This is a genomic window from Sphingomonas nostoxanthinifaciens (assembly GCF_019930585.1).
Classification (GTDB): Bacteria; Pseudomonadota; Alphaproteobacteria; order Sphingomonadales; family Sphingomonadaceae; genus Sphingomonas_I; species Sphingomonas_I nostoxanthinifaciens.
Genome location: NZ_CP082839.1, coordinates 2,031,840 through 2,056,297, shown reverse-complemented (window position 1 = coordinate 2,056,297; position 24,458 = coordinate 2,031,840). Strand labels below are relative to the sequence as shown.

Below are 24,458 nucleotides of genomic sequence, written 5' to 3'. Positions count from 1 at the left end.
CTGTCCTCGTGAGAAACGTCAGATCATCTGCAGCTCGACATAGATCGGCTCGCCATTGACCACCGGCCCGTAGCTGATCCGGCTGGCGAAGCTCGCCGCCTGCGACTGGTAGGGTGCGGTGTCGGGATCGTCGGCCCAGGCGCGGTCGCCGCGCAGCAGCCGGCCGTCGCAATGCGCGATGAGTTGCGTCTTCACGTCGGGATTCGGCATCTGCCAGCCTTTCTTGCCGGCCGCCTCTTCCTCGACGGTCGAGCACATCGCGGCCAGATCGGCATGGGTCATCAATTCGAGCCCCTTGCCGCGCAGCGTCGCATTGTGGCTGCCGTGATGCCCGACCTTGTACAGGCGGGTGCGGTTGAGGATGTCGGCGGCGGTCAGCGGCGGCGCGGTGCCGATCGCATAGGTCTGATTGTGCCACGACAGCCAGTTGCCGACCTGCGCGTCGGCGGCGAACAGCATGAAGCTGCCTTCGTCGTCGGGCAGCTGGAAGGCGAGGACCAGGCTGGTATTGTTGGTGTCGCTGTCGAGATCGAGCGCCAGCGACGACGCAGCCTCGGTCCACGCGCCGTCGATCCGGCGAAAGCGCTGGTCGCGCGGATCCGGCACTTTCCGGTCCGGCACGTCCTCCGGCTTGGCGGGGGCGCCGGCCGGCACGAAATAATAGCGGTCGTACAGCCATCCGGCATCGGTCTGGGTCCGCGCCTCGGGCGTCGCATCGCCCGCGGCAAGCACCGCCGCCATCGACGTTCCCGCCCAGTAACGGTGCGCGAACGGCGACGACCGGGCGAGGTCCGCCGCATCCCCCTTGGCCGGCACCTCATCGGCGGCCGGCAGGAACCAGTGCGACAGGCTCTGCACGGCAGGCGGACTGTTCCACGCTTTCACAGGTGGCGCGTCCGACGGCGCCGGGCCGGCGAGATAGGTCTCCTTGGCACTGGGCGTCGGCAGGTCTTTCGACAGCAATGCCCAGTCGCGCGGTGGCCCCAGCACCGCGACGGTAAGCGGCGCGGCGCCGGGGGTCTGCACGATCTCGCCGGGCGAGCAGTAGCGGATCTTGCCGGCCTTCTGCTTGATCGCGTCGAAGATGCGGCTCATCGTCAGGCGCGGCGCGCCGTCGAGGCCGAGCCCGTCGTCCTCGATCGGGCCGATGAAGCCCGCATAAGCCGCCAGTTCGTCGCGCAGCGGCGCCAGCGACCGGCCATCGTCGGGCGTGCCCTCGGCCAGCGCGGAGGCGCCATTGCCGTTGCCGAGCCCGGCGACCAGCTTCACGAGCGCGGTCTTGCGCGAATCCAGCCGCGCATTGATCGCCTTGGCGTCCTTGTCGTCGGGATCCTCGGTCCACCCCATCCATAGTTCGCCGAACGCAAGCTTAGCGTCGAACAGGATGTCCTTGGCCTGGATGAAGCCGCCGACATGGTCGAAATGCTGATGGGTGACGACCAGCAGGTCGATGAACGCGTCGCACCCCGCCGGCTTGTCGCCGCCGCCGGTGCTGCACGTCTCCACGATATGCTGGGCGACCGCACGGATGCGATCCTGCCCCGACGGCCGCTTGCCTTCGGTCGCACCAAGCCCCTGCAGGATGCCGCAGTCGATCAGGATGCGGCGCTCGATGCCGCCTTCCTCCTGCACCCGGATCAGGAAGCAGTCGCCCAGCAGGTTGCGGTACATCCGCACGATGATGCTTGCGATGCCGGTCATCCGCATGCCCGATGCACGAGCGCGAACGGCTCGCTGTTCGAGGGATCGTCGCGGCCGGCGAAGCTGAAGGCGCTCGGATCGCCGAGCAGGAAGCCGCGTTGCCGCTCCAGCCGTTTCTGGTCGTCGATATTCTTGTGGATGATCCGCAAGACCTTGCCGCTGCTGAGATCGACATGGATCGTGGCGCCGCCGCGAAAGATGAAATCGGGTTTTTGCCAGAGCGGATCGTCGTCGCCCATCTGCCCGGCGTCGCAGCGGTCCTGATCGGCCTGGAGGTAGTAACCGCGCCGCCGCTGCGCGACCTGGACGATCAGCTGCTGGAGCAGCTTGCCGTCGGCCGTGTGGCGGCGCGAGATGCGCGCGCTGTGGATCTCGACGCTCGGCGCGCCGCGCAGGCGGAACACCGACGGCTTCGCCCCGGTGGCGAGCGACAGGCCGAGCGCGCTACCCCATATCGCCTGATCTTCGGGCATCAATTCCTTCGTCAGCCAGCCATGCAGCAGCGCTGCGTTGAACCGGGCGATGAACAGCGACAGGTCGCGCAAATTGGCCTTCGGGATCTTCGCCTCGGCCCCGTCCGGCCGGTCGCCGGCCCCCTTGGCGGTATCCTCCTTGTTCAGATAATGCCGGATGCCGGGGAATTCGGCGACGGTCTCCCTCAGCACATAATCCGACAGCGACTGCACCTCGGAATTGTTGATCGTCATGCTCTCGAAGAAGACGCCGAGCTGCAGGCGGCCGAGCACGCCGGCGAACGACGCGTCCAGCACCGAGCTGGACGCCGCGCAGGCTGCGCCGTCGGCGACCGGGCCGCCGGCCGGCCCGTGATCGGCGAGGAAGCTCTCGGTCGGCTCCCACAACAGGCTGTCGGTCGAGCTGAAGCTCGCGCCGCGCACCCGGATGCCGCGCTTGCGGAACGCCTCGGCGAAGGCGACGCGGTAATTGTCGGGATCGCGCGGATCGAGATCGACGTCGGCGGTGATGATCGCGCGCAGGAACTCACCGAAAGTCACGTCGATCGGCGGAAGATAATCCAGCCCGCGGATGCACAGATCCAGCACATGGCTGCCGACCATACACGCTTCGATCGTCAGCCGCTGGGCGAGCTCGGCGGGCAGATCGGGCGTGCCGCGCGTCCATCCGCTCAACCGGAACAGGTCGGCGGTCTTGCGCTCGAACATCGTCACGAACGTGTCGAACACCGCCGCGACGAGGATCTGTCCGCGCATGTGCGGCTCGGTCACCGCGGCGTTGCGGTCGGGGTCGAGCGGTGTGCCCGCCGCGAGCGCCGCCTCCTCGTCGCGGACCATGCCGAGCGCGAACCGCAGCGGCCCTTCGCGGCCGGTCCCGCGCCCGAACTGCTGGGCGAGCCCGGTCAGCAGCCCCTCGGCGCGGAGCGACCCGCCATAGCGGACCATCTCATGCCGAACGACGCCGCCGACGGTGAAATGCTGGAGCAACGCGACGATGTCGGCGAACGCTTCGTGGAAGGCGAGGCTGTCGGCATTGCTCGACTCGATCGAGCGCGGCCACATGCCGTGCAGGATGGCGTGGGTCGTCTCGTGCGCGACGATGTCCTGCGACAATGCGGTGAATACCCAGCCGCCGCCGGTGCCGTCACTGGCCGGATCGCCGCGAAAATAGCCGAACAGCAGCGACGCCTTCTGCGGGCTGTAATAAGCATTCCGCTCGCGCATCGCGTGCGGGTAGATACGCAGCCGACGCACCGGCCGGCGAAACGGGATCGGATGATCGGGCGATCCCGGCTTTTCGCGCATGAATAGAACCGGCCGCCCGAGCGCACGCTCGAAGATGCGGATCGCCTTCATCGCGACCGCGAACGCCATCTGCTGATGGAATTGCGGATTGCCGTCGGACGGCGCCAGTCCCTCGGACGCGAGCATGCGCGCATCATTGAGGTCGAGAGGTGGATAGAAACAGCCGCTGGCCGGATCGAAATCGACGACTTCGATATATTCGTTGGTCGGCCCGAGCGTGATCGGGTCTTCCCATTCCTCTTCCCACGGCAACTCAATGAAGGCGTCGTTGATGACCGCGGTCTCAAGCTCGATCGATGCCTGCGGATCGAATGCGAACACGCGCAGCTTACGACTTGGCGGATCGGGTATCAGCCGAGATTTCAGCATCAGGCGATCCCCCCGGAAGCCTTTATGTCATTCATTATTATCGCCGTTAACCATCTCATTATCTTCCGGTGATTGCAAGCGCCGTTCGGATAGACTGAACGGCATCCGCTTCTAATCCCGCGCATGCCCAAGTTTTTGTCGGGTCGCCGGAGATGCCCGCCCGGCCCGGCTATGCCCGTTTGGATGACGCCCTAAAAAAGCCGGCCGTGATCGGACCCGAGCGGCGTCGCATCTCGTTCATCGCGCAACATGCACTCACGAGGGGCTTCTTCATGCGCGATCGCTTGCTGAGCGTGCCCGGGATAACCGGCATCGCGGTCGCGTTGATCGGCATCGTGCTTGCGATCGGGGGCGCCGAGCTGCTCCATCTCGGCGGAACGCTCTATTACCTCGTCACCGGCGTGCTGCTGACCGTCTCGGGCGGGCTGATCGTGCTGCGGCGCGCGCTCGGTATCTGGGTCTATGCCGCCGTGATCGCGCTGACCCTGCTGTGGTCACTTTACGAGGTTCAGCTCGACGGCTGGGCGCTGGTGCCGCGGCTGATCGCGCCGGCGGTGCTGGGCATCTGGATCGCGCTGCCGTGGGTGGCCGGGCGGCTCGGTATCGCGCCGCGCTTGCGCTGGGGCGGTGCCGCGATCTTCGCGGGGCTGATCGCGTTCGTGTTCGTCGCGGGCTGGGCGACCACCGCGCTCCGCTGGCATCGCGACGGCGAGATCGCCGCCGCCGTGCCGGTGCCCGCGCCCGATTTCGGCGTCGCGCCGGGCGACTGGCGCTATTACGGGCGCACCGCCGCTGGCGAGCGTTACTCGCCGCTGGCCGAGATCACGCCCGACAATGTCGCCAAGCTGCAGGTTGCGTGGACCTTCCACACCGGCGACCTGCCCCAGCCGGGCGAAAATGCGCACGGCCACGAATTCAACTTCGAGGCGACACCGATCAAGGTCGGCGACACGATGTATCTGTGCACGCCGCACCGCGACATCGTCGCGCTCGATCCGGTAACGGGCCAGCAGCGTTGGCGCTTCCATCCGCAGAACGATACCAAGCCGAACATCTATCTCGCGTGCCGCGGCGTCGCTTATGCGACCGTCACGGCACCGGGCGATACCTGCCCCGAACGGATCATCTCGACCACCGCCGACGCGCGCCTGTTCGCGCTCGACGCACGCACCGGCAAGCTCTGCCCCAGCTTCGGGCAGAACGGTTTCGTCGACCTGCGCCAGGGGATGGGCGTGGTGCCGCCGGGCTTCCACTTCATCAGCTCGCAGCCGATGATCGCGCACGGCAAGATCATGCTGTCGGGCTGGGTCTATGACAACCAGACCGAGGGCGAGCCCTCGGGCGTGATCCGCGCCTTCGACGCCACCACCGGCCAGCTTGCCTGGGCGTGGGATCTCGGCCGCGCCGACCCGACCGCGCCGCTGAAGCCGGGCGAGATCTTCACGCGCGGCACCCCCAATGGCTGGGGCGCCTATACCGCCGACGACAAGCTCGGCATGGTCTATGTGCCGCTGGGCAACGCCACGCCCGATTATTGGGGCGCGCACCGGCGGCCAAGCGACGAGCAATATAGCTCGTCGATCGTCGCGCTCGACATCGATACCGGTCGCGAGCGCTGGCACTTCCAGACCGTCCACCACGACGTATGGGATTTTGACGTGCCGATCGCGGGCAGCCTGGTCGACCTGCCCGACGGCACGCCCGCGCTGATCCAGACGACCAAGCACGGCCAGCTCTTCCTGCTCGACCGGCGCAACGGCCACCCGATCGCGCAGGTGGACGAGAAAAAGGTGCCGCAGAACGGTTTGCCCGGCGATCGCCTCTCGCCGACCCAGCCGATGTCGGTCGGCATGCCGAGCCTGACCCCGGCCACCTTGCGCCCGCAGGATACGTGGGGCGCAACGCCGATCGACCAGATGCTGTGCCGGATCGAACTCGCCGGCAGCCGCAACGAAGGGCTGTTCACCCCGCCCTCGATCAAGCCGACGATCGTCTATCCGGCGTTCGACGGCGTGATCGACTGGCACGGCGGCACGATCGATCCGGCGCGCCACCTGTTCATCGCCAACACCAGCTATATCCCGTTCGTCGCGACCGCGACGGCGCACGACGAGGCGATCAAGAAGGGCCTGATCTATCCGTGGGCCGGCTGGGCGAGCGGCCAGCCCTATCCGCAGCCACCCGAATTCGCCAACGGCCCCGAATATGGCACGCCGTGGGAGGTGACGGTCAAGCCGTGGCTCAACCTGCTCGGTGCGCCGTGCATGCGGCCGGCCTGGGGCAAGATGGTCGCGATCGACCTCGCCACGCGCAAGATCGTGTGGGAGCGTCCGGTCGGCACGACGCGCGACATGGGGCTGTTCGGCACGCACACCGATCTGCCGTTGCCGACCGGCATCTTCAACATCGGCGGCAACACCGTCACCGCCGGCGGACTGATCTTCGTCGGCGCCTATGCCGACGATTACATCCGCGCGATCGACGAGCGCAGCGGCAAGATCCTGTGGCGCGCCCGCCTGCCCGCCGGTGGGCAGGCGACCCCCGCGGTCTATCAGGGCCGCGACGGGCGTGAATATGTCGTGATCGCGGCCGGCGGCCATGGCGGGCTCGGCACGCGCAACGGCGATGCGGTGATCGCCTATGCGGTGCCCCGCCGCTAGCGACCGACGCGATCGCCGGAAAGACATCGGCTGCCGCGCGTTATGTGCGGCAGCCTCTCAAACCCCTGCTCCCAAAGGACTTTCCATGACGATCAAGGCGATCGGCTATGCCGCCAACCATTCCTTCTCGCGCCTGAAGCCGCTGGCGTTCGAACGCGAGGACGCCGGGCCGGGCGAGGTCGAGATCGAGATCCTCTATTGCGGCGTGTGCCATTCCGACGTCCATCAGGCGGAGAATGACTGGGGCAACACCGTCTATCCGTGCATGCCGGGCCACGAGATCGTCGGCCGCGTCACGCGCACCGGCACCGGCGTCACCCTTCATGCGGTAGGCGACCTGGTCGGCGTCGGCTGCATGATCGACAGCTGTCGCGAATGCGCGCCCTGCGAGGCGCACGAAGAGCAATATTGCGAGGGCCCGAACAGCTGGCTCGCCACCTATAACGGCCCGATGGTGCCGGCCGCCAAGGCCGGCGGCAACATGTATGGCCGCGACAACAGCTATGGCGGCTATTCCAACGTCGTCGTCGTGAAGGAGGATTTCGTCCTCAAGGTGCCGGCGACGTTGCCGATCGAGGCGGCCGCGCCGATTTTGTGCGCGGGGGTGACGACCTATTCGCCGCTCAGGCATTGGGGCGTGAAGCCGGGCCACAAGGTGGGCGTGGTCGGGTTTGGCGGCCTCGGCGACATGGCGGTCAAGCTGGCGCGCGCGATGGGCGCGGAAGTGACGGTGTTCACCACCACGCCGGAGAAGGCCGATGCGGCGCGCGCGCTCGGCGCCGCCGCCGTGCTGGAGGGCGACAAGCAGGCCTACAAGACGCTCGAGCGCCATTTCGACCTGATCCTCTCGACCATTCCCGAGAAGCATCGCGTCGACCCGTTCGTGCCGCTGCTCGCGCATGGCGCCACCTTCGTCGCGGTGGGCGCGCTGACGCCGATGCCGGGCTGGAACCATCAGGCGCTGGTGATGGGGCGCAAGTCGATCGCGGGCTCGCTGATCGGCTCGATCGCCGAGACGCAGGACGTGCTCGATTTCTGCGCCGAGCACGGCATCGCGCCCGACGTCGAGGTCATCCCGATCCAGCAGGTCAACGAGGCGTACAAGAAGATGAAGGCAGGCGAGGTCCGCTTCCGCTATGTCATCGACATTGCCAGCCTGAAACCGGAACTCGAGGAGGCCTGAACCATGCAGATGCAGGATCTTTCCGGCCGCGTCGCGGTCGTCACCGGCGCGTCGAGCGGCATCGGCGTCGCCACCGCGCGGCTGCTGGTGGAGGAAGGCGTCTCGGTCGTGCTCGCCGCGCGCCGTGCCGACAAGATCGCGGCACTCGCCGCCGAGCTGGGCGACAAAGCGGTGGCGATCACCGCCGATGTCGGCGACGCGGGCCAGGTCGATGCCCTGTTCGCGCAGGTGCGCGAGCGGTTCGGCGGGCTCGATCTGCTGTTCAACAATGCCGGCGTCGGCATCAACGGCCCGTTCGCCGATACCAGGCCCGAGGACTGGCGCACCCAGATCGATGCCAACCTCTACGGCGTGCTGAATTGCACGCATGCCGCAATCCCGCTGCTGCGCGGGCGGCCGGGGGCGATGATCTCGTCGGTGTCGAGCGTCGGCGGGCGCTACGGCATCGCCGGCTGGTCGGTCTACAACGCCACCAAGTTCGCCGTGGTCGGCTTCCACGACGCGCTGCGCAAGGAACTGGCCGCCGACGGCATCCGCGTCTCGGTGATCGAGCCGGGCGCGGTGTGGACCGAATGGGGCGACAACGTGCCCGAGGAGCAGATGCGCAAGCGCCGCGAGGAGATCGACGCGCTCCAGCCTGAGGATATCGCGCAGGCATTGGTCTACGCTTTCGCCCAGCCGCCGCGCGTGCTGGTGGAGGAGATCCTGATCCGTCCGGTCAAGCAGGTCGCACCCTGATCGCACTCATTCGCCGGTAGGGCCGACGCGGGCGCAAAATATCCTTGCCCTGAAAGGCCTCAGGGCAGAACAGGTGCGCATTCCGGGGCGCCCCCGCGCCTGCCCGACACGAACGAAGAGGTGATACGCGATGGCCGATGTCTCCATGCTGATCGACGGCGCGCTGGTCGACGGGGAGCGCGATATCGATGTCGTCAACCCTGCGCTGGCCGAGCCGTTCGCGACCGCGCCGGTGCCGTCCGACGCGCAGCTCGATCAGGCGGTGGCAGCCGCCAAGGCGGCCTATCCGGCGTGGGCGGCGACTTCGGTCGCCGAGCGCGAGGCGGCGCTGCACGCCTGCGGCGACATCCTCGAGGCAAATGCCGACATGCTCGCGCGCATCCTGACGCAGGAACAGGGCAAGCCGCTCGTCAACGCGCTGCGCGAGGTCAACGGCTCCGCCGCCACCTTCCGCCGCGCCTCGGGCAAGGCGCTCGCCGACCGCACGAGCGAGGATGCCGACGGCCGCCGCATTGTCCAGCGCCGCCGCCCGCTGGGCGTGGTGGTGACGATTGTCGCGTGGAACTTCCCGCTGTCGATGATGGTCGGCAAGATCGCCGCCGCGCTCGTCGCCGGCAACACCGTCGTCGCCAAGCCGGCGCCGACCACCCCGCTCACCACGCTGCGCGCGGCGATGCTGATCGCCGAAGCGTTGCCCAAGGGCGTGCTCAACGTCGTCGGCGACGACGGCACGGTCGGGCCGAAGCTCACCTCGCATCCCGACGTGCGCCGCATCAGCTTCACCGGCTCGACCGCGACCGGCCGCAAGGTGATGGCGAACGCCGCCGACACGCTCAAGCGCCTGACGCTGGAGCTGGGCGGCAACGACGCCGCCTTGGTGCTGGACGACTGCAACCCCAAGGAGGTCGCCGGCGGCCTGTTCACCGGCGCGTTCGGCAATAGCGGCCAGATCTGCGTCGCGATCAAGCGCGCCTACGTGCCCGATGCGCTCTACGACGACGTCTGCGACGAGCTGGCGACGCTGTGCGAGGGCGCGATCGTCGGCGACGGGCTGGAGCAGGGCACGCAGTTCGGCCCGCTGCAGAACAAGGCGCAGTTCGATCGCGTGCGCGGCCTGATCGACGATGCCGCCCAGCACGGCACGATCATGGGCGACAGCGGCACCCTGCCCGAGCATGGCTATTTCATCCGCCCGCAGATCGTGCGCGACATCAGCGACGGCACGCGGCTGGTCGACGAGGAGCAGTTCGGCCCGGTGCTGCCGGTGATCCGCTACGAGGATCCCGAGGATGCGCTCGCGCGCGCCAACGCCTCGCCCTACGGCCTCGGCGGTTCGGTGTGGTCGACCAATCCCGAGCGCGCGCGCAGCTTCGCCGAGCGGATGGAGAGCGGATCGGTGTGGATCAACCGCCATCCCGACCTCGCCCACCACATTCCGTTCGCGGGCGCCAACCAGTCGGGCTTCGGCGTCGAATATGCCGACGAGGGGCTGGAGGAGTTCACCCAGATCCAGGTCATCACCGCGCGGGTGTAAGGCGGCGCACAAGCGACGGAGCGTAGCATGAAGACGGCGATCGTGACCGGGGCGACCTCCGGCATCGGCGAGGCGACCACGCGTGCGCTGGTGGGCGCCGGCTGGCAGGTGATCGCGACCGGCCGTCGCGCCGATCGCCTCGCACCGCTGGCCGCGGAACTGGGCGAGCGGGTCCACACCGCCGCGTTCGACATTCGCGACGCGGCGGCGCTGGATGTGGCGCTCGACGCCTTGCCCGATCGCTTTAGCGGCATCGACCTGCTGGTCAACAATGCCGGGCTCGCGCTCGGCACGGTGCCGGCGCAGGCGGCGAAGCTCGACGACTGGCGGACGATGATCGACACCAACGTCACCGCGCTGGTGACGGTCACGCACCGGTTGCTGCCGGGGCTGATCGAGCGCAAGGGGGCGATCGTCAACCTCGCCTCGGTCGCGGGCACCTATCCGTACACCGGCGGCAACGTCTATGGCGGCACCAAGGCGTTCGTGCGGCAGCTCACGCTCAACCTGCGCGCGGATCTGCATGGCACCGGGGTGCGGGTCAGTTCGATCGAGCCGGGCATGGTCGAAACCGAATTCACGCTCGTTCGCACCGGCGGCGACCAGTCCGCCTCCGACACGCTCTACGCCGGCTCCGATCCGATGACCGCCGAGGACATCGCCGCGACGATCCTGTGGATCGCCGCGCTGCCGCCGCATCTCAACGTCAACACGCTCGAGATCATGCCGGTCAGCCAGTCCTTCGCCGGCTTCCAGGTGGCGCGCACGAAACAATAGCAGTCCGTCATCCCGGACTTGATCCGGGATCCCGCTTCTTCTTCGGATTGCAAGCAGCGGGGCCCCGGATCAAGTCCGGGGCGACGATGAAGCAGTCAGGCCAGCGCGTCGGTCGGCGGCACGAACGGCTTGCCCAGCGCCTCGGCGACGGCGGGGTGCGTCACCTTGCCCTCGCAAACGTTGAGCCCCGCCAGCAGGTGCGGATCGCGCTGGAGTGCCGCCTTCCAGCCGAGATTGGCGATGCGCAGCGCGTGCGGCAGCGTCACGTTGTTGAGCGCGTAGGTGCTCGTCCGCGCCACCGCGCCGGGCATGTTGGCGACGCAATAATGCACCACGCCGTCGACGATGTAGGTCGGCTCGGCATGCGTGGTCGGGCGGCTCGTCTCGAAGCAGCCGCCCTGATCGATCGCGACGTCGACCAGCACCGCGCCGCGCTTCATGTCCTTGAGCATCGCGGCGTTCACCAGCTTCGGTGCCGCCGCGCCCGCGACCAGCACGGCGCCGATCACCAGATCGGCCTCGGTGACGCTCTCAGCGACGTTGGCGCTGTTGGCAAAGCGCGTCTTGGCGCGCGATTCAAAGTGGATGCCCAGCCGCTCCAGCACTTCGGGGCTGCGATCGAGGATCACGACGTCGGCGCCGAGCCCGACCGCCATCTGCGCTGCGTTGAAGCCGACCACGCCGCCGCCGAGCACCGCGACCTTCGCCGGCAGCACGCCCGGCACGCCGCCCAGCAGCACGCCGCGCCCGCCATGCGCCTTCTCGAGCGCGGTCGCGCCCGCCTGGATCGACATGCGGCCGGCGACCTGGCTCATCGGCTTCAGCAGCGGCAACGCGCCATGCGCGTCGGTCACCGTCTCATAGGCGATGCAGATCGCGCCCGAGCGAAGCAGATCCTCCGCTTGTTCCGGATCGGGCGCGAGATGGAGGTAGGTGTAGAGGATCTGGCCGGGGCGCAGCATCGCGCGCTCGGCCGGCTGCGGCTCCTTGACCTTCACGATCATGTCGGCCTGCGCAAACACCTCGGCCGCAGTGGCGATCACCTCGGCGCCCGCGCGGCGATAATCGTCGTCGCTGGCGCCGATGCCCTCCCCGGCCCCACTCTCGACCAGCGTGCGATGCCCGTTCGCGGCCATCTCGCGCGCGCTTTCGGGCGTCAGCCCGACGCGATATTCGTGCGTCTTAACCTCGCGAACCGTACCGACGATCATGCCACTCATCCTTTTCCGATCAGGCGTACGGGCAATAGCCGCTCCTTCACCGCCTGTCCGTCGTGAAACGGCGACGGGGCCGGTTTGGTGCCCGCAACCCGCGCGCCTCACATCGGCGCGCTGGTCGTGCCGCCCGATGCCGCGCCGAAATGGTCGTAGAGCATTCGCGAGAGCTGCGCGATCTTGCGATCGTGCGCGCGCGGGCCGCCGCGGCCGGTCTCGAAGATCGCCACCGCCAGTGCGTGCCCGTTGGGCAGGCCGACGATGCCGACGTCATCGGTGACGCCGTTCATCGTGCCGGTCTTGTGCGCCACCGGCGTGCCGGCCGGCAGCAGCCCACGGATGCGCCCCGGGCCGGTGCGGCAGCGCGCCATAACCTCGAACAGATAATCGGTGCGCTGACGATCGAGCAGTTCGCCGCCGCGCAGCTTGACGAGCAACGCCGCCATCGCCTCGGGCGTCGAGCTGTCGCGCTTGTCGCCGGCGGGGGCCGCGCGCGGCACCGAGACGGTGATCCAGTGGCGATGCCGCCCACGCCCGACGCGCATCCGCTTGCGCACTTCATGATCGCGCAGCAATTCGGCGATCGAGCGGTCGACGCGCTGGCCGCTGATCCCCGCCGCCGTCAGCCAGTTGCCGAGCGCGCGCGTGCCGCCGATCGCGGCAAGCAAGGTGTCGGCCGCACTGTTGTCGCTGCGCGTGAGCATCAGGTCGAGCAGCTCGGCACCCGAACGCCGCCCGCCGAACAGCCGCATGTCGCCCAGCCCGCGCGCGAAGCGTCGCTCGTGCGCCGACAGCCCGTAGCGTTCGTCGAGCGACAGCCGGCCATGCTGAACCCCGTCGAGAAAGGCGGCAGCGATGGCGACCTTCACCGTGCTCGCCATCGGGAATTGCTGGTCGCCATTGACCGAGACCATCGTGCCGGTGGTGAGATCGATCGCGGCGAGCCCGACCCGCGTGCCGCTGCCGCGCGCCTCGGCATCCAGCCGCGATTTCAGGATCGCCAATGTCGGTTCGGTCCGCGCGAGCGCCGGCGGATCGAGCCGGCTATGCTCGGCCAGGTCGTTCGTCCCATCGGCCTGCGCACCCACGCCCACGGCCGCCAACACGGCCAGCAGCAATCCCTTCACACGCCCTCCGCTCAAGCGGTCCATGATCCGGTGCGACGACGCCGGCCGCAAGCCCGCGCATCCCCGCACGTCGCAGCGCAGCGTCGGATCGGCGCACCACGCGCGATCAGGCGGCCGAGCGCTCCTCGCCGGCGATCAAGGCGATCGGATCGACCAGCAGCAGCGCCTGTCCCTCATGACGGATCGTGCCGAGCGCGACGCGTCGCCAGCCCGGCTCCAGCACCGACGGGCAGGCCGCCGGGGGCAGCGCCTCGACCACGTCCTCGACCTCGTCGACCAGCAGCGCATAGCTGTGGCCGTCGCTCTCGACGATCACCGCCGTGCCGATGCCGGTGCACACGATCCGGCCGAGCCCGAGCGCGGCACGGCTGTCGATCACCGTCAGCACGCGGCTGCGCAACGCGAACAGGCCGGCGATGTGCGGCGCGACGCGGGGCACCGGCGCGACCTGGTCCACCTCGACCACCGACCCGACCGCGACCGTGGGGAGCGCCACCCGTTCGTCGGCGATGCGGGCGATCAGGAACAGGCCGATCATGCGTGCTTCCTCGCGCGGGCGTGACGATCGAGCGCGCTCAGCAGCCCGGCGCGATCGTAGCGATAGACGCTGCCGTCGGCCGGCGCGGGCTCCTCGCGCGTGCTGCGCAGACGCACCAGCGGCGCATCGACCCCGGCCGGCGCGGCCCCGCTTGCGATTACGACCGCGACGCGTTCGCCCGATGCCGGGGCGCCATGCGAGACGCGATAGCCCGCAGCACGCAGCAACGGCGCCATCACGGCGCGCGCCCAGGCATCGTCGGCGTCGGCGAGCAGGCAGAGCGGCGGTGCGCCGTCCGCATCGTTCAGGCTGCCGGCCGCCACCTCGCCATGCGCCTGCGCGAACAGCCAGAAGGGATCGAGCAATTCGATCGGCAGACCATCGCGCAGCAGCACGCCGGCAATCGGGCCGTCCGCCGCTGCGGGGGCGTAGTCGATCGGCAGATCCTCGACGTCGATCACGCGGTCGATCGCATAGGCCAGGCTGGCCGCATCGCCGCCGACATGAAGCACGCGCATCCGCTCGTGCGACGGCAACGGGCCGGCGGCGTGAAAGGAGATCAGCCGGCCGTCATGCGCCAGCAGCCGCGATCCGCCGCTCTCGACCACGCCGGCGGTCGCCACGTCCTCGATCCGCTGAACCAGCGAGAGGCGAATCGCGCGGTGGGCGCCATCCAGATCGACGAACAGCAAGGTCGGCAACAAATCGGCCGTCGCGTCCGCAACCGCCGTCTCGATCACGGCCGGCTGCTCCTCGATGCCGGCGAGCGTCGCGATCCCCGCCACATCGAGCAGCAGCATCGGCCGGCTATTGTCGGGCAAGGTGGTGCCGGCATAGACGCCGCTCGCCATCAGGGCCGGCGCCGCCGGCTTGACCACCAGTTCCTCGTGATCGTGCACCGCCGTCACGCCCAGCGCGTAATGCGCGCCGCCGCCGGCGTGCAGGATCGCGAGCAGGGGTGGCGCGGCATCGCTGTCGGCCAGCCCCATGAAGGCGGCGAGATCGACGATCGGCAGGCGCGTGCCACGGATGCAGGCAACCAGGCCGCCGCCGATCCGCTCGATCGTGACCGCCGCATTGTCGCTGCGGACGATCTCGTCGATCGCCGAGCGCGGGATGGCGAAGTGGACGCCGGCGCTGCTGATGGTGAGCGCCGGGATGATGGTGAGCGTCAGCGGCACGCGCATGACGATGCGCAGCCCCTCGCCGGTGCGGCTCTCGACGTCGATCTTGCCGCCGATCCGCTCGACGTTGGCGCGCACCACGTCCATGCCGACGCCGCGACCGGAGATGCTCGTCACCTTGGCGGCGGTCGACAGGCCGGGCGAAAAGATCAGGTCGAGCTCGGCTTCGCGCGACATCGCCGCGGCCTGCTCGGGCGTGACCAGGCCAGCGGCGATCGCGCGCTCGACCACCTTGCCGGCGTCGATGCCGCGCCCGTCGTCGGAGATTTCGATCAATATCTGGTTGCCGGACTGGCGGGCGCCGACGCGCAGCCGCCCCGTCTCGGGCTTGCCCACGGCCAGCCGCTGTGGGGGAAATTCGATGCCGTGGTCGATCGAATTTCGCACGATGTGGGTCAGCGGATCGCGGATCATCTCGATCATCTCGCGATCCAGCTCGACGTCGCCGCCGTCCACGTCCAGCGTGACCATCTTGCCGAGCTCGCTGGCGAGGTCGCGCACCAGCCGCGGCAGCGCGGCGAACAGATTGTCGATCCGCGCCATGCGCGTGCGCGTGATCGCGTCGCGCATCTCGCCGACGCATTGCGACAGCCGATCGAACGCCGCGTCGCCTTCCTGCCCTGCAAGATCCGAGCGGAGGCAGCGGCCGAGTTCGTTGCGCGCCAGCACCATGTCGGACACGCTCGCCATCATCCGGTCGAGCAGGCCCACGGGCAGGCGGATGCTGCGCGCCACCGTCCGCGCCGGCAGGCCGTGCGCCGCTTCGAGCGACGGCTTGGGGGCGTTCGGCGCGGCAGCAATATCGGCGTGAGGCGCCAGCGCCGCGATCAGCGCGCCCTCGATCGCTTCGGGCAGATCTTCCTTGGTTTCGAGCGCCTCGTTCAGTTCGCCGATGCGATCGATGACCGCCAGCACCGCGCTCACCAGCGCCGCATCGGGCACGCGCGCGCCCGAACGCACTTCGGCCAGAGCATCCTCGGCGGCATGGCTCAGCCGCAGCAGGCGCGGCAGATCGAGGAAGCCGCAGCTTCCCTTGACGGTGTGGACGAAGCGGAAGATCGAATCGAGCCGGGTACGGTCGGCCGGGTCAGCCTCCCACGCCACGATCTCGCCGGCAATGCCTTCGAGCGTGTCGCGCGTCTCAGCGATGAAGTCGATGAGCAGATCGTCCACGGGCGCCTTTCCAGCCGTCTCGGAACGGCGATCTGGCATAAGCAGGGTAAAGAAGTGCCTAACCAGCCGCCGATGCGGCGCCGGTGACGCACGGCTCACCCCGGACCTGTTCCGGGGTCCACCACGCGGCAGGCGCGCCCCGAGCGAAGCGACCGAAGGCCGTCAAGGAAAGCTGGATCCCGGATCAAGTCCGGAATGACGAGAGAGTTAGAGCGCGGGAAGCCGGAACAAGATCCGCGAAACGACGCTGAGGCGTCATGTCGCCGCCCGTCCCCGCCAGCCCGATCGCGCGTCATGTCGAGCTCGACTGGCTGCGGATCGGCGCGTTCGGGCTGCTGATCCTCTATCATATCGGTCTCTATTTCGGGCCGTGGGGCTGGCATATCGACGCGCCGCACCCGCTCGCCTGGCTGGTCTACCCGCTGCTCGCGCTCAATCCGTGGCGGATGACTTTGCTGTTCCTGGTGTCGGGCTATGCCGCGCGCGCGGTGCTGGCACGCGGCACGGCGGCCAGCTTCCTGCGCTCGCGCGCGGTGCGGCTGCTACTGCCGCTCGCCTTCGGCGTGCTGGTGGTGATGGCGCCGCAGCCGTGGGTCGAGCGGATGAACGGCGGCACCTATCATGGCGGCCTGCTGCATTACTGGCTGCACGATTATCTCGGCGCGATCGACGGCACCACGCCGAGCCTCGATAACCTTTGGTTCGTGGCCTATATCTGGGCCTATTCGCTGGTGATCGGGATCGCCGACGCGACGCTGCCGCCCGATCGGAGCGCCGCCTTGCAGCGCGGCTTCGACCAAATCTTCACCGGCTGGCGCGCGCTGGCGATCCCGATCCTGTGGCTGCTCGTGCTGCGGCTGATCCTGTTCCCGACGATGATGCCGACCAATCGGCTGTTCACCGATATCAACGGCCACCTCGCCTACCTCCCCGCCTTCCTGTTCGGCTTCGCGCTCGCCGGCTCGCCGGCGGTGCGTGCGGGCATCGCCGCGCTGGGTCGGCCGGCGGCCTTGCTGACGCTGGCGGCCTATGCGGCGATGGCGTTCGCCCATCTGCTCACCGGCGCCGACCCGGCGACCGGCTCGCCCGCCTTCGTCGCGATGCGGGTCGCCGCCGCGATCATGAGCTGGAGCACCAACATCCTGCTGCTGGCGCTGGCCGAGCGCATCGTCGGCGGATCGGGGCGCTGGCGGCGCACACTGAACGAGGCGGTGTTCCCCTCCTACATCGTCCACCAGACCGCGATCGTCCTGATCGCGTGGAGCATTCGCCCGCTGGCGCTGCCCAATCTCGCGCAGTTCGCGCTGATCCTGCCCGGCACGATCGCCGCCTGCGCCTTGTTCTACCTGATCGGCAAGGCGTCGGGTCCGTTCCGCCCCTTGTTCGGCCTCGCGCCGCTTCCCGCCGCGCGCGGCAGCGGCTAGGCACCGCCGCGAACCGACCGCCGAGGAGCGCGATGACACAGGACTGGACGCTCGTGATCCATGGCGGATCGGGCAGCATGACGCGCGCCAATCTCGGGCCAGACGGCGACGCCGCCGGCCGGGCAGGCCTCGCCGCGGCGCTGGAAGCCGGCTCCGCGATCCTGCGCGACGGCGGCAGCGCGCTCGACGCGGTCGAGGCGGCGGTGCGGGTGCTGGAAGAGGATCCGCACTTCAACGCGGGGCGCGGCTCGGTCTTCTCGTGGGACGGCGTGAACGAGCTCGACGCCGCGATTATGGACGGGCGCACCCGCGACGCCGGCGCGGTGACCGGCGTCACCACGACGCGCGCGCCGGTGTCGCTCGCCCGCGCGGTGCTGGCGGACGGGCGCCACGTGCTGCTGTCAGGCGCGGGCGCGGACGGCTTCGCGCGCACCGCCGGGCTGGAGCAGGTCGCGCCCGACTGGTTCGCCATCCCCGAACGCCGCCGCCAGCTCGACGAGATCAAGGCGGGCGGCGGGTTCGATGCCGACATGAAATATGGCACGGTCGGCGCGGTCGCGCGCGACCGGCACGGCCATGTCGCCGCCGCCACCTCGACCGGCGGGCTCACCGCCAAGCGCTGGGGCCGGATCGGCGACACGCCGCTGATCGGCGCGGGCACCTATGCCGACGATCGCGCCGCCGCAATCTCCTGCACCGGCGCGGGCGAGGTGTTCATCCGCGCCGCGGCCGCGCACGAAATCGCCGCGCGCGTGCGGATTGGCGGCGCGCTCGCGGTCGACGCCGCCGGCGAGGTGATCGCCGACATCGGCGCGCTCGGCGGCAAGGGCGGCACGATCGTCGTCGGCTCCGACGGCAGCGGCGGCTGGGCGTTCAACACGCCGGCCATGTATCGCGCCATCGCCCGGTCGGGCGACGAACCGCGCATCGCCATCTATGGCGACGAGGAGTGAGCATGATCCCCGCACATGATCGATCCGCTCTGCGGCGCTTGCTCCGGCTCGATCGCCTGCTGCTGATGTTGGTGGCGCTGCTTGCGCTTCCCTCCCCCGCCGCCGCGTGGTGGGAATATGGCCACGAGACCGTCGCGACGATCGCGATGAGCCAGGTCAAGCCGACCACCCGCGCCTCGATCGACTGGCTGCTCAAGCGGCAGGCGGTGCTGGAGACGCCCACCTGTCCTGCCCACACGATCGAGCAGGCATCGGTCTGGCCCGACTGCATCAAGACGCTCGGCGACCGCTTCAGCTATGCGTACAACTGGCATTTCCAGGACGTCGAGCTGTGCAAGAGCTTCTCGACCAGGGAGCCGTGCGCCAACGGCAATTGCGTGTCGGCGCAGATCGCGCGCGCGCAGCGGATGCTCGCCGATCGCAAGCTGCCGCCGCGCGACCGGCTGATGGCGCTTGCCTTCATCGTCCATTTCGTCGGCGACCTGCACCAGCCGCTGCACGGTGTCGAGCATGAGGGCGATCAGGGCGGCAACAAGGTCAAGGCGAGCTACGGCGCGGTGCCACACACCAACCTCCACTCGATCTGGGACGGGCTGCTGGCCGAACGCGCCATCTCGACCCCGCCTGAGGGCGCGGCCGGCATCCTCGCCTCGGTCCCCGTCGCCGATCGCGCCGCGCTCGCCGCCGGCACGCTCGACGACTGGGGCCGCGAAAGCTGGGAGGCGGCCAAGCGCGACGTCTATGGCAGCGTGATCGCCGATCCCTGCGCCGAGCCGCCCGTGCGGCAGGTGAAGCTGGACGAACCCACGATCGAGCGGCTGATCCCGATGGTCCGCATGCAGGTGGCAAAGGGCGGCCTCCGCCTCGCCCGTCTGCTCGACGAGGCGCTCGACGGCGACCATCCCGAGGTCGCGCACCCGCCGCGCAAGCCGCGTTCGGAGGGCTGATGCGCTACTTCCTCGATACCGAGTTCAACGGCTTCGGCGGCGCCTTGCTCAGCCTCGCTCTGGTGCCGGAGGATGGCGGCGACGATTTTTATGTCGTGCTGCCGCTGGAGGAGCCGGCGCATCCATGGGTCGGGCGCCACGTGCTGCCCTATCTCAAGAGCGTGCCGCCGATGCTGTACAACCAGCTCGATCGCGTCGCGGCGGGGCACGACGTCGCCGCTTATCTGCGCACCGATCCCGATCCTGAGATCGTCGCCGACTGGCCCGAGGATATCGCCTTGTTCTGCCGGCTGCTGCTGACCGCCGAGACCGAGATCGTCGACGTCGCCAGCCTGCGCTTCCGCTTCATGCGGACGCCCGGCTTCTCGACCGCGCGCAACAGCCAGGTGCCCCACAATGCGCTGCACGACGCGCGCGCATTGCGGGATCACGTACTGGGAGCCGAACAGTGAGCGGTGACGCGCGTCTCCGTTCATCCTGAGGAGCCATTGAGCTCGTCGAAATGACGTCTCGAAGGACACGCGCCGGTTGCACATATCCTTCGAGACGGGCCTTCGACTGCGCTCAGTCCCTCCTCAGGACGAACGGTTTGGGCAGGGCTCGCCTTTACTGGGGCACCACCGTCACGGCGCGGCGGTTCTGCGCCCACGAGGCTTCGTCGGAGCCGGTCGCGACCGGACGTTCCTTGCCGTAGCTGATCACGCTGATCCGCGCGGGCGAGACGCCGGCATTGACCAAGAAGTTCTTGGCCGAATTGGCGCGGCGGTCGCCCAGCGCGAGGTTGTACTCGCGCGTGCCGCGCTCGTCGCAATGGCCTTCGATCGTGACGCGCACGTTGGGGAATTTGCGCAGCCACGCCGACTGCTTGGTCAGGATCGACTGCGCCTCGCTGTCGACGTCGGAGCTGTCGGTGGCGAAATTCACCGTGTCGCTGCCGGACTGGGCGATGAAATCGGCACGCGAGCCGGGGACGGTCGTGGTGCCGACACCCGAATCGCTGGGCGGCGGCGGGGGTGCGGGCGTGTTGCTGGTGGGCGGCGGCGGCGGCAGCTGTGCCGGCGGCTTCTTGGCGCAGCCCGCGACGGCGAGCAGCGCCACCGTGGTCAGCAGCATCCGGTTGGTCTTGAGCATCATTCGCACTCCTCTGCTTTGCGGCTTTGTTTAGGCAGTTTATTTCAGGGCAGCAACGGTCCCCATGCCGGGTCCGATCCGTCCAGCGGCGTCGGGATGTGGCGCTCGTTGACGCCGGTCAGGTCGACCAACCACAATTCGGCCTTGCCCGACCCTTGGGCAGTCCGGAAGAACATGAGCACGCGGCCGTTGGGGGCCCACGTCGGGCCCTCGTCCTGCCAGCCGTTGGTAAGATCCTTGGCGTTCGATCCGTCAGCGCCCATCACGCCGACCGAGAAGCGGCCGCCGGTATGGGTGTAGGCGATCAGGTCGCCGCGCGGGCTCCACACCGGCGTGGCATAACGGCCGCCGCCATAGCTGATGCGATGCTGGTTCGATCCATCGGCATTCATCACGTAGATTTGCTGACCGCCCGAACGATCGCTCTCGAACACGATCTTCGACCCGTCGGGCGAATAGCTGCCGCCGGTATCGATGCCGGGGGACGTGGTCAGGCGGTGCGGCGTGCCGCCGCTCGCCGGCACCGAATAGATGTCGCAATTGCCGTTGACGATCATCGAGAACAGGATCGTGCGTCCATCGGGCGAGAAGCGCGGCGCGAAGGTGGTGTAGGGCTGGTTGACGACCAGATGCTTCCGCCCCGAGCCGATCTCGTAGACGTAGACGCGCGGCTGGTCGTTCTCGAACGACATGAACACGATCTCCTGCCGCCCCGGCGCGAAGCGCGGCGTCAGCACGAGGCTCTGGCCATTGGTGATGAAGCGGTGGTTGGCACCATCCTGATCCATGATCGCCAGCCGCTTGGTGCGGTTCTTCTTCGGCCCGCTCTCGGAGACGTACATCACCTGGCTGTCGAAATAGGGGCCCTCGCCGGTCAGGCGGGTATAGACCGTATCCGAGCATTTGTGCGCCGCGCGGCGCCACTCACCCGGCTTCACGACGAAGCCCTGCCGCGTCAGCTCGGTCTTGGAAAAGACATCGTAGAGATAGCAGCCGACCGTCAGCGTGCCGTCGCCGTTCGCCTGAACGAAGCCCTGCACCAGCGCCTGCGCGCCGGTAGGCAGCCACGCGCCATAATCGGGCGCCTGCACCTGCGGGAAGCCGACCGGGCGGAGCTGTCCCGCCGGCAGCGGATTGAACAGGCCGCTATTCTTCAGGTCGTTGGTGACGATCTGCGCCACCTGCCGGCCCAGCGCATCGGTGCCCCCCGCCGGCGTGTCGGCCGCGGCCGGCGTCGGCATGTCGGGGATCGCGATCGGCATCGGCTGCGAGATGCCGCCGGTGATATCGACGCGCAGAGGTGCCGCGGCGGCAGCCGCAGGCGGCGGGGCCGGCGGCGGCGTCTGCGCGTGCAGCGGCGCGCGGCCCATGCCCATCAGCAGCACGGCGCCGCAGGCGGCGGTCAGGAACTTGGCCTTGGTCATTGCATCTGCCCCGGAGTGAAGCCCATGGTTATGTTCTCCCACCCGCCGCTGTACATCTCGGCGGGTAATTTGAGTGGCGCGCAACGCAGGATAGCGCGACGGCTCACTTCGATCATCTGTTTGGCGTAGGCACGGTTGCCGTCATTGACCCCCTGCTGCTCGACCAGCTGCGGCGCGCCAGCGACCGATCCGTCGGGGTTGAAGCGGAGCTGCAGCACGGTCACGATCTGCATCGCCGGCGTTCCGCCCAGGCCGCCGAGATCGTAGCAGGGCTGGACCTGGCGCTTGATGGCGGCGGCGAGGCCGTTCATCGCCGCGTCGTTGATCGAGGCGCGCGCCTTCTCGCCCTTGCCCGCCGAGGCTGACAGCACGCCCTTGAGGAAATCGGGGCCGAGCTTCGCACCGGCGGCGCGTTCGCTCTTGGCGGCGCTCGCCTGCTCGCTCTTGGCGCTGGAGCGCACATCCTTGAGGATGTCGGTCAGCGACTTGGCCGGCGCCGGCTTGGCCGCCGGCTTTTCGGGCGCCTTCTGCGGCTTGGCCGGCTCGGGCTTCGGGGGCACCGGCTTAGGCGGCGGCACGTCCGATTTGGGCTCGGGCGGCTTGACCGGCGCGGGCTTGGGCGGGGGAGCGGGGGTCGGCTGTTGCGCAGGCGGCGGGGGCGCCTCGGCGGGAGGACCGGCCTCGGGCGCCTCCGCCTGTTGCGGCGCTTCGGTCGCGGGCTCGGGCGCGGCGGACTTGAGCCCGACCGCGTCGACCAGCTGCACGTCCATCACGTCCTGCACCGGCTTCACCGGCGGCACCCGCCACGCGAGACCGATCGACAGCGCGGCCAGCAATGCAAGATGGCCGACCGCCGCGACGGCGAGCCCGGCACGATCAGCCCGGTCCATGTCCGGCCTGCAGCGGAAGGGCGAGGCTCACTTGCCGCCCTCGGTGGCGTTGGTGAGCAGCGCCACGCGGGTGAGGCCGGCGCGGCTCAGCTCGCCCATCACCTGCATCACCCGCCCGTAATCCAAGGAGCGGTCGGCGCGCAGGTAGATTTGCGGCGCGTCGGCGCCCTTGCCCTTGGCGGCGATCGCGGCGAGGCGATCGGGCAGCGCCCCCATCGCCAGCTCGGCATCGTCGACGAACAATTTGCCGTCGGCCGACAGGCTGATCTGGACCGGCTTCTGCGGCTGGTCGAGCGGCTTGGCGCGGCTGTCGGGCAAGTTCACCGGCACGCCGGCGACCAGCAGCGGCGCCGTCACCATGAAGATGATCAGCAGCACCAGCATCACGTCAACCAAAGGCGTGACGTTGATCTCCGCCATCGGCGCGCGCCGGCGGCCGTGGCCGCGCCGCGGGGCTGGCCCCATCGCCATCGATCAGCGCTCCGCGTCCAGCTCGCGGCTGAGGTCCGCGTGGAGCGTCTCGGCGAAGCGCATCAGCCCGGATTCGATCTTGTCGAGCCGGTGGGTCATGCGATTGTAGCCGATCACCGCCGGGATGGCCGCGAACAGGCCGAGCGCGGTGGCGAACAACGCCTCGGCGATGCCCGGCGCCACCGCGCCGAAGCTGGTATTCTGCGACGCCGCGATATCGGCGAACGAGCGCATGATGCCCCATACCGTGCCGAACAGGCCGACGAACGGCGACACGCTGCCGATCGTCGCGAGCAGGTTGAGCCGATCGGACAGGCGCTCGGTCTCGGCCGAGGCGGTGGTGGCCATCACCGCGGCGATGCGCGCGCGCGCCGCATCGGGATCGACCTTCTTGGCGGAGGTCGAGCGGCGCCATTCGAGCATTCCGGCGGTGAAGATCCGCGCGGCCGGCACCTCGGATTTGGTCTCGGCCGCATAGAGCTTGTCGATATCGGGCGCGCGGGAGAAATCGCGCGCGAACGCCTCGCTGCGATTCTGTGCCGAACGCAGCACCGCGCCGCGGCCGATGATGATCGTCCACGTCAGCAGGCTGGCCAGGATCAGCCCGGCCATCACGACCTTCACGACGATATCGGCGTGAAGGAACAGGGCGATCGGCGAGATCGCCGCGCTATTGGTGGTGACGCTCAATCCGTTCATTCGCCTGCCTGCGCTCCCCTGATCGCCATATAGGCCTTCACCCAGGCCTCGGGCTGCCGGCGCGGCCGGCCGTCGGGCCCGACGAACACGACCGTTACCCGGCCCGAGGCGACTTCCTGCCCATCGCGCATGACTGCCTGCTGAATGACGAGCGCCGAATTGCGCACCTCCTCCAGCCGGCTGACGACGACCAGCGCGTCGCCAAGCAATGCGGGCGCCGAATAGCGCAGGTCGACATGGCCGACGACATAGCCGCCCTCGCCTGCACGCAGCGTCGCGACATGATCGATGCCGAGCAGCGCGAGCATGTCGCCGCGCGCGCGCTCGAAGTAGCGCAGGTGGTTGGCATGGTATACGATCCCGGCGGCGTCGGTATCCTCATAATAGATACGCAGTGCGAAACGATGTGCCCCGTCGGCAAAGCGGCCGGCATAGGGCTGGTCGGAAAGATCTTCAGCCATCGTCTCGCCCTAGCCTCCACTCGTCGCGCCGAAAAGCGGCGAGTTGTGTGCGGTGCAGCATATTTTAGCGGAACCTTGCTGC

General features: G+C 68.9%; 21 protein-coding genes. 9 read left to right on the top strand and 12 right to left on the bottom strand.

Annotated features, from left to right (window positions below; translation table 11 throughout):
* Nucleotides 1–18: 18 nt before the first annotated feature.
* Both K8P63_RS09765 and K8P63_RS09760 read right to left on the bottom strand, forming a co-directional pair.
* A complete protein-coding gene (locus tag K8P63_RS09765) occupies nt 19–1,701 on the bottom strand; it encodes an MBL fold metallo-hydrolase (RefSeq protein WP_223799602.1) in 1,683 nt (560 codons plus the stop codon).
* Entirely contained in the window at nt 1,698–3,848 is a 2,151-nt protein-coding gene (locus K8P63_RS09760) for a gluzincin family metallopeptidase (RefSeq protein ID WP_223799601.1), read from the bottom strand. Before K8P63_RS09760 ends, K8P63_RS09765 begins: the two co-directional genes overlap by 4 nt.
* A gap of 272 nt (nt 3,849–4,120) precedes the next feature.
* Here K8P63_RS09760 and K8P63_RS09755 point away from each other — a divergent pair, with 272 nt between their 5' ends.
* The 5 genes from K8P63_RS09755 (at nt 4,121) to K8P63_RS09735 (ending at nt 10,740) form a co-directional block, all read left to right on the top strand.
* A complete protein-coding gene (locus K8P63_RS09755; RefSeq protein WP_223799600.1) occupies nt 4,121–6,508 on the top strand; it encodes a membrane-bound PQQ-dependent dehydrogenase, glucose/quinate/shikimate family in 2,388 nt (795 codons plus the stop codon).
* Between the two features lie 85 nt (nt 6,509–6,593).
* Complete coding sequence (locus K8P63_RS09750) at nt 6,594–7,691, top strand: NAD(P)-dependent alcohol dehydrogenase (protein WP_223799599.1); 1,098 nt, start codon at nt 6,594–6,596, stop codon at nt 7,689–7,691.
* Nucleotides 7,692–7,694: 3 nt separating this feature from the next.
* The gene (locus K8P63_RS09745) at nt 7,695–8,429 is read left to right on the top strand and encodes an SDR family oxidoreductase (RefSeq protein ID WP_223799598.1); all 735 of its coding nucleotides are present in this window, start codon (nt 7,695–7,697) and stop codon (nt 8,427–8,429) included.
* Between the two features lie 130 nt (nt 8,430–8,559).
* On the top strand, nt 8,560–9,963 hold the full coding sequence (locus K8P63_RS09740) for an aldehyde dehydrogenase family protein (protein WP_223799597.1): 1,404 nt from the start codon (nt 8,560–8,562) through the stop codon (nt 9,961–9,963).
* A 27-nt stretch (nt 9,964–9,990) separates the two neighbouring features.
* Nucleotides 9,991–10,740: an SDR family NAD(P)-dependent oxidoreductase gene (locus K8P63_RS09735; RefSeq protein ID WP_223799596.1), complete on the top strand. Its 750-nt coding sequence runs from the start codon at nt 9,991–9,993 to the stop codon at nt 10,738–10,740.
* Between the two features lie 95 nt (nt 10,741–10,835).
* Here K8P63_RS09735 and ald read toward each other — a convergent pair whose 3' ends face one another.
* The 4 genes from ald to K8P63_RS09715 all read right to left on the bottom strand — a co-directional run bounded on the left by ald (nt 10,836) and on the right by K8P63_RS09715 (nt 15,976).
* On the bottom strand, nt 10,836–11,951 hold the full coding sequence (gene ald / locus K8P63_RS09730) for an alanine dehydrogenase (protein WP_223799595.1): 1,116 nt from the start codon (nt 11,949–11,951) through the stop codon (nt 10,836–10,838).
* A 107-nt stretch (nt 11,952–12,058) separates the two neighbouring features.
* Complete coding sequence (locus tag K8P63_RS09725; RefSeq protein ID WP_223799594.1) at nt 12,059–13,081, bottom strand: serine hydrolase; 1,023 nt, start codon at nt 13,079–13,081, stop codon at nt 12,059–12,061.
* 106 nt (nt 13,082–13,187) lie between these two features.
* Nucleotides 13,188–13,619 carry a chemotaxis protein CheW gene (locus tag K8P63_RS09720; RefSeq protein ID WP_223799593.1) on the bottom strand — a complete coding sequence of 144 codons (432 nt, stop codon included), beginning with the start codon at nt 13,617–13,619 and terminating at the stop codon, nt 13,188–13,190.
* Entirely contained in the window at nt 13,616–15,976 is a 2,361-nt protein-coding gene (locus K8P63_RS09715) for a chemotaxis protein CheA (RefSeq protein ID WP_223799592.1), read from the bottom strand. The genes K8P63_RS09720 and K8P63_RS09715 overlap by 4 nt, the downstream gene beginning before the upstream one ends.
* Nucleotides 15,977–16,233: 257 nt before the next feature.
* Here K8P63_RS09715 and K8P63_RS09710 point away from each other — a divergent pair, with 257 nt between their 5' ends.
* From K8P63_RS09710 to K8P63_RS09695, 4 genes are read left to right on the top strand one after another with little or no spacing between them, the layout of a single operon-like run.
* Nucleotides 16,234–17,400 carry an acyltransferase family protein gene (locus K8P63_RS09710; RefSeq protein ID WP_223799591.1) on the top strand — a complete coding sequence of 389 codons (1,167 nt, stop codon included), beginning with the start codon at nt 16,234–16,236 and terminating at the stop codon, nt 17,398–17,400.
* Between the two features lie 32 nt (nt 17,401–17,432).
* The gene (locus tag K8P63_RS09705; RefSeq protein WP_223799590.1) at nt 17,433–18,353 is read left to right on the top strand and encodes an isoaspartyl peptidase/L-asparaginase family protein; all 921 of its coding nucleotides are present in this window, start codon (nt 17,433–17,435) and stop codon (nt 18,351–18,353) included.
* 2 nt (nt 18,354–18,355) lie between these two features.
* Nucleotides 18,356–19,300, top strand: a complete 945-nt coding sequence (locus tag K8P63_RS09700; RefSeq protein WP_223799589.1) for a S1/P1 nuclease — start codon at nt 18,356–18,358, stop codon at nt 19,298–19,300.
* A complete protein-coding gene (locus K8P63_RS09695; protein WP_223799588.1) occupies nt 19,300–19,752 on the top strand; it encodes a hypothetical protein in 453 nt (150 codons plus the stop codon). Before K8P63_RS09700 ends, K8P63_RS09695 begins: the two co-directional genes overlap by 1 nt.
* A gap of 154 nt (nt 19,753–19,906) precedes the next feature.
* Here the strand turns inward: K8P63_RS09695 and pal are convergent, their stop codons facing one another.
* The 6 genes from pal to K8P63_RS09665 are packed head-to-tail and all read right to left on the bottom strand — an operon-like array spanning nt 19,907 to nt 24,376.
* Nucleotides 19,907–20,431, bottom strand: coding sequence for a peptidoglycan-associated lipoprotein Pal (gene pal / locus K8P63_RS09690; RefSeq protein WP_223799587.1), 525 nt, complete (start codon nt 20,429–20,431; stop codon nt 19,907–19,909).
* Between the two features lie 44 nt (nt 20,432–20,475).
* A complete protein-coding gene (gene tolB / locus K8P63_RS09685) occupies nt 20,476–21,807 on the bottom strand; it encodes a Tol-Pal system beta propeller repeat protein TolB (RefSeq protein ID WP_398288877.1) in 1,332 nt (443 codons plus the stop codon).
* Nucleotides 21,808–21,851: 44 nt separating this feature from the next.
* Nucleotides 21,852–22,745: a hypothetical protein gene (locus tag K8P63_RS09680; RefSeq protein WP_223799586.1), complete on the bottom strand. Its 894-nt coding sequence runs from the start codon at nt 22,743–22,745 to the stop codon at nt 21,852–21,854.
* Between the two features lie 27 nt (nt 22,746–22,772).
* Nucleotides 22,773–23,216: a protein TolR gene (tolR, locus tag K8P63_RS09675; protein WP_223799585.1), complete on the bottom strand. Its 444-nt coding sequence runs from the start codon at nt 23,214–23,216 to the stop codon at nt 22,773–22,775.
* A 3-nt stretch (nt 23,217–23,219) separates the two neighbouring features.
* Complete coding sequence (gene tolQ, locus K8P63_RS09670; protein WP_223799584.1) at nt 23,220–23,915, bottom strand: protein TolQ; 696 nt, start codon at nt 23,913–23,915, stop codon at nt 23,220–23,222.
* Nucleotides 23,912–24,376, bottom strand: a complete 465-nt coding sequence (locus K8P63_RS09665) for a YbgC/FadM family acyl-CoA thioesterase (RefSeq protein ID WP_223799583.1) — start codon at nt 24,374–24,376, stop codon at nt 23,912–23,914. Before K8P63_RS09665 ends, tolQ begins: the two co-directional genes overlap by 4 nt.
* Nucleotides 24,377–24,458: the final 82 nt, after the last annotated feature.

What these genes read in the sequence shown, in the direction of transcription:
- K8P63_RS09765 (WP_223799602.1), bottom strand. Translation starts at nt 1,701, where the DNA reads ATGACCGGCATCGCAAGCATCATCGTGCGGATGTACCGCAACCTGCTG.
- K8P63_RS09760 (WP_223799601.1), bottom strand. Translation starts at nt 3,848, where the DNA reads ATGCTGAAATCTCGGCTGATACCCGATCCGCCAAGTCGTAAGCTGCGC.
- K8P63_RS09755 (WP_223799600.1), top strand. Translation starts at nt 4,121, where the DNA reads ATGCGCGATCGCTTGCTGAGCGTGCCCGGGATAACCGGCATCGCGGTC.
- K8P63_RS09750 (WP_223799599.1), top strand. Translation starts at nt 6,594, where the DNA reads ATGACGATCAAGGCGATCGGCTATGCCGCCAACCATTCCTTCTCGCGC.
- K8P63_RS09745 (WP_223799598.1), top strand. Translation starts at nt 7,695, where the DNA reads ATGCAGATGCAGGATCTTTCCGGCCGCGTCGCGGTCGTCACCGGCGCG.
- K8P63_RS09740 (WP_223799597.1), top strand. Translation starts at nt 8,560, where the DNA reads ATGGCCGATGTCTCCATGCTGATCGACGGCGCGCTGGTCGACGGGGAG.
- K8P63_RS09735 (WP_223799596.1), top strand. Translation starts at nt 9,991, where the DNA reads ATGAAGACGGCGATCGTGACCGGGGCGACCTCCGGCATCGGCGAGGCG.
- ald (WP_223799595.1), bottom strand. Translation starts at nt 11,951, where the DNA reads ATGATCGTCGGTACGGTTCGCGAGGTTAAGACGCACGAATATCGCGTC.
- K8P63_RS09720 (WP_223799593.1), bottom strand. Translation starts at nt 13,619, where the DNA reads ATGATCGGCCTGTTCCTGATCGCCCGCATCGCCGACGAACGGGTGGCG.
- K8P63_RS09710 (WP_223799591.1), top strand. Translation starts at nt 16,234, where the DNA reads ATGTCGCCGCCCGTCCCCGCCAGCCCGATCGCGCGTCATGTCGAGCTC.
- K8P63_RS09705 (WP_223799590.1), top strand. Translation starts at nt 17,433, where the DNA reads ATGACACAGGACTGGACGCTCGTGATCCATGGCGGATCGGGCAGCATG.
- K8P63_RS09700 (WP_223799589.1), top strand. Translation starts at nt 18,356, where the DNA reads ATGATCCCCGCACATGATCGATCCGCTCTGCGGCGCTTGCTCCGGCTC.
- K8P63_RS09695 (WP_223799588.1), top strand. Translation starts at nt 19,300, where the DNA reads ATGCGCTACTTCCTCGATACCGAGTTCAACGGCTTCGGCGGCGCCTTG.
- pal (WP_223799587.1), bottom strand. Translation starts at nt 20,431, where the DNA reads ATGCTCAAGACCAACCGGATGCTGCTGACCACGGTGGCGCTGCTCGCC.
- tolB (WP_398288877.1), bottom strand. Translation starts at nt 21,807, where the DNA reads ATGGGCATGGGCCGCGCGCCGCTGCACGCGCAGACGCCGCCGCCGGCC.
- K8P63_RS09680 (WP_223799586.1), bottom strand. Translation starts at nt 22,745, where the DNA reads ATGGACCGGGCTGATCGTGCCGGGCTCGCCGTCGCGGCGGTCGGCCAT.
- tolR (WP_223799585.1), bottom strand. Translation starts at nt 23,216, where the DNA reads ATGGCGATGGGGCCAGCCCCGCGGCGCGGCCACGGCCGCCGGCGCGCG.
- tolQ (WP_223799584.1), bottom strand. Translation starts at nt 23,915, where the DNA reads ATGAACGGATTGAGCGTCACCACCAATAGCGCGGCGATCTCGCCGATC.
- K8P63_RS09665 (WP_223799583.1), bottom strand. Translation starts at nt 24,376, where the DNA reads ATGGCTGAAGATCTTTCCGACCAGCCCTATGCCGGCCGCTTTGCCGAC.